The organism is Kitasatospora sp. NPDC054795 (assembly GCF_053611565.1).
The window spans coordinates 34375-43830 of the sequence record NZ_JBSHAP010000075.1 but is presented as its reverse complement, the minus strand read 5'-3'; the positions used below and the strand labels follow the sequence as shown (position 1 = coordinate 43830).

The 9456-nt window shown below is 73.0% G+C and carries 9 protein-coding genes; 7 read left to right on the top strand and 2 right to left on the bottom strand.

The annotated features are described in order from the left end of the window. Positions 1 to 233 precede the first annotated feature (233 nt). From ACWGJO_RS25520 to ACWGJO_RS25510, 3 genes are all read left to right on the top strand, one after another. On the top strand, positions 234 to 1865 hold the full coding sequence (locus tag ACWGJO_RS25520; RefSeq protein ID WP_452187172.1) for a dolichyl-phosphate-mannose--protein mannosyltransferase: 1632 nt from the start codon (positions 234 to 236) through the stop codon (positions 1863 to 1865). Positions 1866 to 1982: 117 nt separating this feature from the next. After that, on the top strand, positions 1983 to 2768 hold the full coding sequence (locus ACWGJO_RS25515; RefSeq protein ID WP_387689530.1) for an ABC transporter permease: 786 nt from the start codon (positions 1983 to 1985) through the stop codon (positions 2766 to 2768). A 334-nt stretch (positions 2769 to 3102) separates the two neighbouring features. Continuing rightward, positions 3103 to 3687 (top strand): TMEM165/GDT1 family protein, encoded by a 585-nt coding sequence (locus ACWGJO_RS25510; protein ID WP_387729587.1) that lies wholly within the window; start codon positions 3103 to 3105, stop codon positions 3685 to 3687. 56 nt (positions 3688 to 3743) lie between these two features. Here ACWGJO_RS25510 and ACWGJO_RS25505 read toward each other — a convergent pair whose 3' ends face one another. Continuing rightward, complete coding sequence (locus tag ACWGJO_RS25505) at positions 3744 to 5000, bottom strand: hypothetical protein (RefSeq protein WP_452187170.1); 1257 nt, start codon at positions 4998 to 5000, stop codon at positions 3744 to 3746. Between the two features lie 437 nt (positions 5001 to 5437). Here ACWGJO_RS25505 and ACWGJO_RS25500 point away from each other — a divergent pair, with 437 nt between their 5' ends. Both ACWGJO_RS25500 and ACWGJO_RS25495 read left to right on the top strand, forming a co-directional pair. Next, on the top strand, positions 5438 to 7510 hold the full coding sequence (locus tag ACWGJO_RS25500) for an MDR family MFS transporter (RefSeq protein WP_452187168.1): 2073 nt from the start codon (positions 5438 to 5440) through the stop codon (positions 7508 to 7510). A 44-nt stretch (positions 7511 to 7554) separates the two neighbouring features. Next, the gene (locus ACWGJO_RS25495; protein WP_452187166.1) at positions 7555 to 8037 is read left to right on the top strand and encodes a CYTH domain-containing protein; all 483 of its coding nucleotides are present in this window, start codon (positions 7555 to 7557) and stop codon (positions 8035 to 8037) included. A 14-nt stretch (positions 8038 to 8051) separates the two neighbouring features. Here the strand turns inward: ACWGJO_RS25495 and ACWGJO_RS25490 are convergent, their stop codons facing one another. Next, positions 8052 to 8543, bottom strand: coding sequence for a MarR family winged helix-turn-helix transcriptional regulator (locus ACWGJO_RS25490; protein WP_380352564.1), 492 nt, complete (start codon positions 8541 to 8543; stop codon positions 8052 to 8054). Positions 8544 to 8590: 47 nt separating this feature from the next. Between ACWGJO_RS25490 and ACWGJO_RS25485 the strand changes: the two genes are divergently transcribed. Then, positions 8591 to 9001, top strand: coding sequence for a cupin domain-containing protein (locus tag ACWGJO_RS25485; protein WP_452187164.1), 411 nt, complete (start codon positions 8591 to 8593; stop codon positions 8999 to 9001). Positions 9002 to 9071: 70 nt separating this feature from the next. Continuing rightward, a complete protein-coding gene (locus tag ACWGJO_RS25480; RefSeq protein WP_117487522.1) occupies positions 9072 to 9395 on the top strand; it encodes an antibiotic biosynthesis monooxygenase family protein in 324 nt (107 codons plus the stop codon). Positions 9396 to 9456: the final 61 nt, after the last annotated feature.

The window sequence follows — 9456 nt, the reverse complement described above, 5'->3', positions numbered from 1 at the left end:
GGGGGCCCCCCCCGCCCCGGCCGGGCTCCTCCCCCCCCCCGCCTCGGGCAGGGGGGGGCTGGGGGGTACCACCGGGCCCCCCACCTGCCCCCGGGGCGGGCCCCCGTCGCGCTTGGCTTCGCGCGCACCGCCACATAGTGTCAGTGGCTGTTGACCGCCCTGCCCCGGCCGGAGCGGCACGAACCGGGCGGAGCCAGGACCCGGACAGAGCAGACAGGCGAATCGGCGAGGCTATGACGCAAGCGGCGCTCACGCACCCACCGGCGGCCCCGGCCACCGCCGCCCAGGCCCCGGCCCCGCGCGGGGGCCTGGTCCGCTGGGCGGCCGACCGCTCCGGCTGGCTCGGACCGATCGCCGTGGCGCTCTTCGCCGGCCTGCTGCGGTTCTGGAACCTCGGCCACCCCGGCTCCTTCGTCTTCGACGAGACGTACTACCCCAAGGACGCCTGGTCCCTTCTCCAGCAGGGCTACGAGGGCACCTGGCCCGACCACGCCAACGCCGACATCCTGTCCGCCCCGCAGTCGATCCCGCTGACCTCCGCGCCCGAGTTCATCGCCCACCCGCCGCTCGGCAAATGGGTGATGGCGGTCGGCGAGCAGCTGTTCGGACTGAACCCCTTCGGCTGGCGGTTCATGACCGCCCTGCTCGGCACCGTCACCGTGCTGATGCTGGCCCGGATCGGCCGCCGCCTCTTCGGCTCCACCCTGATCGGCTGCACCGCCGCGCTGCTGATGTCGGTGGACGGCCTCCAACTGGTGATGAGCCGGGTCGGCCTGCTCGACGGCATCCAGATGTTCTTCGTGCTCGCCGCCTTCGGCAGCCTGCTGATCGACCGCGACCACGTCCGCGCCCGGCTCGCCGTCGCCGCCGAGACCGTCGGAGGCGACGCCGTCCGGCTCGGGTGGCGCCCCTGGCGGATCGCCGCCGGGGTGCTCCTCGGCGCCGCCTGCGCGGTGAAGTGGAACGGCGCCCCGATCCTCGCCGCTTTCGGCGTCCTGACTGTCCTGTGGGACCAGTCCGGCCGCCGCGCCGCCGGCGCCCGCCGTCCCTGGCGTTCCATGCTGCGCCGGGACGCCGTCCCCGCCTTCCTCGCCATGGTCGGCTCCGCCGTGGTGGTGTACGTCGGCGCCTGGAGCGGCTGGCTCGCCACCGGCGGCTCCGGCCCGACCGGCGGGGGCGGCTACGACCGGCACTGGGCCGACGGGCGGGCCGGGCTCTCCCCGGACAGTGTCCTCGGCATCCCGCTGCCGCAGGTCCCGATGAGCTGGGTGCCCGCGTCGCTGCGCAGCCTGTGGCACTACCACTCGCAGATGTACGACTTCAATACCGGTCTGAGCACCCCGCACACCTACCAGTCCAACCCCTTCGCCTGGCTGGTCGACGGCCGCCCCGTCTCGATGTACTGGGAGCAGATCCCGTACGGGCAGCGCGGTTGCACCTCCTCGGGCGGCTGCGCCTCGCAGATCCTCGGCCTCGGTACGCCCTTCCTGTGGTGGACGGCCTGTTTCGCGCTGGTCTACCTGCTGTGGCGCTGGTTCTTCCGGCGGGACTGGCGTTCGGGCGCGGTGCTGTGCGCGGTGGCCGGGATCTACCTGCCCTGGTTCCGGTACCAGGAGCGGACGATCTTCTCCTTCTACATGGTCGTGCTGGTGCCGTTCCTGTGCCTGGCCGTCGCCCAGATGCTCGGGGCGGTGCTCGGCCCGCCCGGGTGCACCCCCGAGCGACGCCGGATCGGGGCGATCGGGGCCGGGGCGGTCGTGCTCGCGATCGTCGGCTGCTTCGCCTTCTTCTACCCGCTGTATACGGCGGAGGTGATCCCGATGTCGTCCTGGCAGGACCGGATGTGGTTCACCAGCTGGATCTGAGGGCCCGCGCCCGATGGGCCGGATCTGGACGGATTGGACCTGCACGGGTGGGACCTGCACGGGTGGGATCTGCGCGGGTCGGGTGTGTACGGGTGCGATCCGAAGGGGCCGGATCTGATGGCCCCGGCGGACCTGGCGGCCTCCGGCGGCCAGCTGCTGCCGGTCACCCCGGTGCTCGGGGTGGTCACCGCCGTGCTGCTGCTGGCCGCCGTCGCGGTGGCCGGGCGGGGACTGCTCGGCCACGGGCACGCGGTGCTGCGGGCCGGGCTGCGTGCCGTGGTGCAGCTGGCCGCCGTTGCCGCGGTGATCACCTGGGTGGTCGCTTCGCTCTGGTGGTCGGCGCTGTTCGTGGTGCTGATGTTCTCGGTCGCGGTGCGCACCGCCGGACGGCGGATGACCCGGGGCCCGGCCTGGGTCTGGGCGGCCGCCCCGATCGGCGCCGGGGTGCTGCCGGTGCTCGCCCTGCTGCTGGGCGTCGGGCTGCTGCCGCCCGAGGGCCTGTCCGTCATCCCGGTCGCGGGCATCCTGATCGGCGGGGCGCTCAGCGCGACCTCACTGGCCGGGCGGCGGGCCCTCGACGAGCTGCGGCTGCGGCGCGGCGAGGTGGAGGCGGCGCTGGCGCTCGGCTTCGAGGAGCGCGACGCCCGGCTGGAGATCTGCCGGACGGCGGCGGCGACCTCGCTCGTCCCGGCGCTGGACCAGACCCGGACGGTCGGCCTGGTCACCCTGCCCGGGGCCTTCGTCGGGATGCTGCTGGGCGGGGCCTCGCCGGTCCAGGCGGGGGCGGTGCAGCTGTTCGTGCTGATCGGGTTGTTGGCGGTGGAGTCGGTGGCGATCGTGGTGGTACTGGAACTGGTCGGGCGCGGGCTGATAGCGGCCGAGCCGGACGGGGGCGCCCGGTAGGCGGGTCGAGTGCCGTTGGCCGCCGTCGAGTGCCGTCGAGTGCCGCCGACCGCCGTTGGCCGCCGTCGGACTCCGTCGATCCCCGTCGACCTCCGTGGATCTCCCGGGGAGGGTCGGTCGACGCCGTCGGGTACGCTTGGGGCCGTTGAAGGGGAGTAGCCCTCCACCGGACCGTCGACATACTGGCCCCCAGGGGCCCGGCGCCCGGGGTACCGCTCGATGAGCGGTACCGGCGAGACCTTCGGCCGCAGTGCTGTGACCATGACCAGTGCTGTCGGGCCGAAGCGTCCCCTGACGGACCTGCGGAGGCCGGGCAGCCCGACCGAGGACTCCTATGAGTATCACCGTTGCCGCGTTGACCTTCGGCATCATCTTCCTGGCCGAACTGCCGGACAAGACCGCGCTGGCCAGCCTGGTGCTCGGCACCAAGTACCGTGCGAGCTACGTCTTCGCGGGCATCGCTGCCGCCTTCGCCCTCCAAGTGGGCCTCGCGCTCGTCGCCGGGCACCTGCTCACGCTGCTGCCGCACCGCTGGGTGGAGGGCGTCACCGGCCTGCTGTTCCTGGTCGGCGCGGCGATGCTGCTGTTCCACGGCGGCGAGGACGAGGACGAGCACGCGGCCAAGGAGCCGTCCTCGAACAGCTTCTGGAAGGTGGCCGGGGCCAGCTTCGTGGTCGTCGCGATCGCCGAGTTCGGTGACCTGACCCAGATCATGACCGCCAACCTGGCCGCCAAGTACGCCGACCCGCTGGCCGTCGGCCTCGGCTCCTGGCTGGCGCTGTGCGCGGTCGGCGGGGTCGCCATCGTGGGCGGGCAGAAGCTGCTCAAGTACGTGCCGATGAAGCTGATCATCCGGGTGGCGGCGACGATCATGGTCGTGCTGGCGGGTATCAGCATCTTCGGGGCGATCACCGGCTGATCCGGGGGACGACCGGCGGTCGGCCCGAGGGGTGACCGCCGGCCGGGCCGCTCCGGTCAGCAGGTGCTGTGCTTGTCCAGGGCAGCACGGGTGTTGGGGCCGAAGATGCCCCGCTTGTCGCCCTTGACGTCCCACATCCACTGGACGTAGCCGACGGTGTTCACGGTGGTGTCGTCGTACTGCCCGGTCACCGGCACACTCGCCCAGCAGACGACGACGGCGAGCTTCTGCTGGAGGGCCGTGACGTCGGGGCCGCTCATTCCGTACTGCAGGACGCGCGGCGTCGAGCTGGCGGTGGGCGTCGGGGTCGGGGCGGGAATGCTCGGTGCCGGTGCGGTCGGCGTAGGGGTCGTGACGGGGGGAGCGGCCGGCGCCTCGGGGGTCGGGGCGACGACCGGGGGCGGGGTGGCCGTCTTCGTCGGGCTCGGCCTGCGGGTGGGGGCGGCCGTCGGGCTCGGTGCCTCGCTGGTCGGCGCCGCGGCGCTCGGAGCGGGCACCGCCAGGGTGGGCGGGTCCACCGGCGCGGGCGCCAGGGTGGTCGTCGGCAGCGGTTGCGCCTGCTTGGCCGACGGCTCCTTGGAGGGCGTCACCGCGTACGCGACACCGATGGTGAGCGCCACCAGTGCGGCGCCGGCCCCGGCGAGCAGCCCCTTGCGCTGGGCGAGCGGGTGCCGGTCGGCCTGTTCGGCCGCCCTCCTGGCGGCCCGGCCGCCACCGGCCTCCGGCCCGGGCACGGCCCGACCGGCGTTCGGAGCCCGACCGGCGTTCGAGGCCGGCCCGAGGTCCGGCGCCTGCCCGAAGGAGAAGAGGCCGATCTCGTTCCCGGCCGGCCCCGAGGGCGGTACCGGCGGCAGCACGGTGGTGGCGTACGCCTCAGGGTGGGCGCCGAGGTCCGGGTAGCCGTCGGCCGCTGGGTAACCGTCGCTTGCCGGGTAGCCGTCGGCGCCCGGGTGGGCACCGAGGCCCGGGTGGGCGCCGACGCCCGGCCCGAACCGGGCCTGCCCCGGGGCGACGGGAGGCAGCACGGTGGTGGCGTACGCGTCCGCGTCCGGTCCGAGCGGCGGAGCGGCCGGCGGCCCGGGCTGCCCCGGGGGTACGGGCGGCAGCACCGTGGTCGCGAACGGGTCCACCACCGGTGCGTTCGGGTGGGTCTCGTCGGCCAGCTGGTCGGCGGTCTGCGGGACGTACGGGCGGACCAGCGGCGGGCCCTCGATGTGGGGCAGGACGGCGGTCTCGGTGAGGCTCGGGTCCGGGACGCAGCCGCACCCGGTGGAGCGTGCGGTGCCGCACGTCGGGCAGTGCTGGTCCGGCATCGGCCGGTCCTCCTCGGTTTCACGTCGACTTCGCGGGCGGCTGTTCGGTCGTCGGGCTGTTCGGTTGTTCGGTCGTTCGGTGCGCCGTCCGGGCGTAACCGGGCGCACGATCGCGCCTGATTATGCAGGACCGCTCGAAGGGTGGACAGGGGCGTCCGTCCCCCCGCGGGGAGGTTGTGCCGATTGGTGCCGGTTGGCTCTCCGGAGAACGCCCGGGGCGCGGCGGTTGTCCCCGGCGCTTACGCTCGGCTCAACCCGGTGGAACAAATCGGGACGAACCAGCGAGTTTTGTGAGCTGGGAGTGATCATCTGCCCGGCCCGGCCGACGGGCCCGCGACCCCGCACGGAGACGCCATGCCCACGGAGACGTCGTGATGCCGACGGAGAAGCCATGGCCGACGGAGAAGCCATGAGGGAGAAGCCATGACGGAGACGTCATGACGGAGCCGCACGCCGCGTCCGACCGGAGTGCCGCGGCCGGGACCGGCCCGCCGGCGGTCACCGTCCCCAACCTCTGGGTGCCGATCGGCGCCCTGCTGCTGGCGATGCTGCTGGCCGCCCTCGACCAGACCATCGTCTCCACCGCGCTGCCGACCATCGTCAGCGACCTCGGCGGCCTCGACCACCTCTCCTGGGTGGTCACCGCCTACCTGCTGGCCTCCACCGCCGCGACCCCGCTGTGGGGCAAGCTCGGCGACATGTACGGCCGGAAGCGCTTCTTCCAGGCCTCCATCGTGATCTTCCTGCTCGGTTCGGTGCTGTGCGGGATCGCCCAGAACATGGGCGAGCTGATCGCCTTCCGCGCGCTCCAGGGCCTGGGCGGCGGCGGGTTGATGGTGCTCTCCCAGGCGATCGTCGGCGACCTCGTCGCCCCCCGGGACCGCGGCCGCTACCAGGGTCTCTTCGGTGCCGTGTTCGGCGTCACCAGCGTGCTCGGGCCGCTGCTCGGCGGAGTGTTCGTCGACCACCTCAGCTGGCGCTGGGTCTTCTACATCAACCTGCCGATCGGCATCGTCGCCCTGGTGGTGATCGCGACGGTGCTGCACGGGCGGGAGGTCCGGCGCGAACACCGGATCGACTACCTCGGCACCGTCCTGATCGCCGCCGTCGCCACCTGCCTGGTGCTGATGACCTCGCTCGGCGGGACCACCTGGGCCTGGACCTCCTGGCAGACCGTCGGCCTCGGCGTGCTCGGCCTGGTGCTGCTGCTCGCCTTCGTCCTGGTCGAGCGGACCGCGGTGGAGCCGGTGCTGCCGCTGCGGCTGTTCCGCTCGCGGACGTTCAGTCTGGTCGCGGTGATCTCCTTCGTCATCGGCTTCGCGATGTTCGGCGCGCTGACCTACCTGCCGACCTTCCTCCAGGTGGTCCAGCAGGTCTCGCCGACCATGTCCGGCATCCACATGCTGCCGATGGTGCTCGGCATGCTGCTCACCTCGATCGGCTCCGGCCAGATCGTCGCCCGCACCGGCCACTACCGGATCTTCCCGATCGCCGGGACGGCCGTGACCACCGTCGGGCTGCTGCTGCTCTCCCGGCTGGACGAGCACAGCAGCACCGCCGAGATGAGCTTCTACTTCCTGGTCTTCGGCCTCGGGCTGGGCCTGGTGATGCAGGTGCTGGTGCTGATCGTGCAGAACTCGGTCGGCTACGAGGACCTCGGCGTGGCCACCGCGGGCGCCACCTTCTTCCGCTCCATCGGGGCTTCCTTCGGCGTCTCCATCTTCGGGACGGTCTTCGCCAGCGGCCTGCGCAGCCGGCTCGCCGACGCGCTGGCGGGGGTGCCGCTGCCGCCCGGCTTCCAGCCGGAGGCCATCACGGCCGACCCGCGGGTCATCCCCCAACTGCCGGCCGCCGTCCAGCCGGCGGTCTACCACGCGTACGCCGAGTCGATCACCCGGGTGTTCCTGTACGCGGTGCCGGTCGCGGTGGTCGCCTTCGTGCTGTCGCTGTTCCTGCGCGAACAGAAGCTGCGCTCCACCGTCACCGCGCCGGACCTCAGCGAGTCCATCGGCGTCAATCCGGTCGAGCGCAGTTCGCTGGACGAGATCGCCCGCGCTCTCTCGGTGCTGAACAGCCGCGAGGCCCGGCGCGACCTCTTCCGGCGGATCACCGAGACCGCCGGACTGGACCTGCGGCCCGCCTCCAGCTGGCTGCTCCTCCAGATGCACCAGCACGGCTCGGTCGAGCCGGCCGAACTGGGCGAGCGGCGGATCGTTCCGGTGGCCGTCGTCGAGGAGGCCGTCCGGGAGGTGGAGGGCCGGGGGCTGGCGGCGCGGTCCGGCGGGCTGCCGCTGCGGCTCACCGAACCGGGGGAGGAGGTGTCGCTGCGGCTGGTCGCCGCGCGGCGCGCCCAGCTCGCCGAAATGCTGGGGGACTGGGACGAGGAGCGGTACGCCGAGCTCGCCGGGGTGCTCAACCGGCTCAGCTCCTCGCTCTGCGCGGACCTGCGGGACCGGCCGGACTCCTCGGGGCCGGAGCCGCCGTACCGTGGGGAGGGTCGGTCGTTCTGACCATGCGTCGGCCCGTCGGGTGTGGCAGGGAAGGGTGGTGCGGCATGCCGCTCGAAATCGAGCGCAAGTTCCTGCTGGAGGCCTTCGAGCCGCCGGGCACGGCGGTGCGGCAGCGCATCGAGCAGGGGTACATCGCGATCAAGAACGACGGGACGGAGGTGCGGCTGCGGCGGATCGGCGACAGCCGTGTCCTCGGCGTCAAGCGGAGCGCCTCGTCCTCGGAGGGCTCCCCCGTCCGGATCGAGGTGGAACGCGAGCTCGGGGAGCGGGAGTTCACCGAGCTCTGGCCTGCCACTGCGGGCGCCCGCCTGGTCAAGGACCGCTACACGTTCGAGGCGTCCGGCGTCACCGTCTACGCGGACGTCTACCAGGGGGAGTTGGCCGGGCTGCGCACCGTCGAGGTCGAGTTCGGTTCGGAGGCCGAGGCGGAGGCGTTCTCGGCGCCGGAGTGGTTCGGCGCCGAGGTCACCGGCGTGAAGGCGTACAAGAACCAGACTCTCGCGACCCTCGGGCTCCCCGGGTCCTGACCTCGGTGCCGGGGTTACGGCGCCCCGAACCAGCGCGGGGTGTCGAGGCGGAACGGGTCGCCGGGGGCGAGCCGGCGCAGGCCGTCCTCCAGCTGCCGCAGCTGCTCCTCGCCCAGGGTCGCGGCCCACTCCTCGCGCAGCTCGTCGAAGATCCGGGCGGAGCGGACCAGGCAGTCCACCCCGCGCCCGGTGAGCCGGACCAGCTTGCGCCGGGTGTCGGAGGGGTCCGCGGCGCGCTCGACGTAGCCGAGCTGCTCCAGGTTGTCGACGGTCTTGCCCGCCGCCTGCTTGGTGACGCCGAGGCGGCGGCCGAGTTCGGAGGCGGTGGTGCCGTGCGGGCCGATCGCCTGGAAGACGAAGCCGTGCATCGGGCGCAGGTCGGGATGGCCCTCGCGGGCGATGCGTTCGTGCAGCTCGTCGATGATCGTCCGGAAGGCGAGCAGCAGGCGCAGCGGCAGCTCGAAGCCCGGCGGGGGCGCTTCACTTGACACGATAGACAACCTCATTGACCATATAGACAACTTCATTGACCATCTTAGGGGGTTCCTTCACCATGCCCGTGATTCGCCGGACCGACGCCCGCCGCACCGCGACCCCGAACGCCGTCATGACCACCTGTGCCTCGCCCACCCAGGGCTCCGCCGCCCTCGCCGTCTGGCAGGTCGACATGGCCGCCGGCACCAAGGGCCCGCTGCACGCCATGGACACCGAGCAGGTCTGGACCCTGCTCACCGGCACCGCCTGGGTCGACCTGGCCGGGGAGGTCCTCACCCTCGCCGCCGGCGACACCGCCGTCCTCCCCGCCGACACCGCCCGCCGGATCGCCACCACCGAAGGCTTCACCGCCGTCGTCGCCTCCCCGTCCCCCGCCCACGCCTACAACCCCGACGCCCGCACCCCCGAGGGCGCCTGCGGCCTTGCCCCGCGGGACGACCAGCGCGTCCTGCCGCCGTGGATCGCCTGAGCCGCGGCGTGTGAGGTGTAGCAGACTGCTCCCCGTAAGCAGTCATCGGAGCAGAAGGAGTGTGCGCCACATGTCCGTCGTCAAGATCAACGTGCTGACGGTACCGGCCGAGCAGCGCGAGGTGCTGGAGCAGCGCTTCGCCTCCCGCGCCGGCGCGGTGGAGAACTCGGACGGCTTCGAATGGTTCGAGCTCCTCCGCCCGGTCGAGGGCACCGACCAGTACCTCGTCTACACCCGCTGGCGCAGCGAGGAGGACTTCAAGGCCTGGATGGAGGGCCCCATGAAGGCGGCCCACCAGAACGGCCCCTCCGGCGAGGCCCCCAAGCGCCCCGCCGCCTCCGGCTCCACCCTCTGGTCCTTCGAGGTCGTCCAGTCCGCGGGCCCCAAGGCCTGACGTCCGTACCGCGGTTGCGCGCCCCGGGGTTGCGGGGCACCACGGGGGGCGGGGGTGTGGG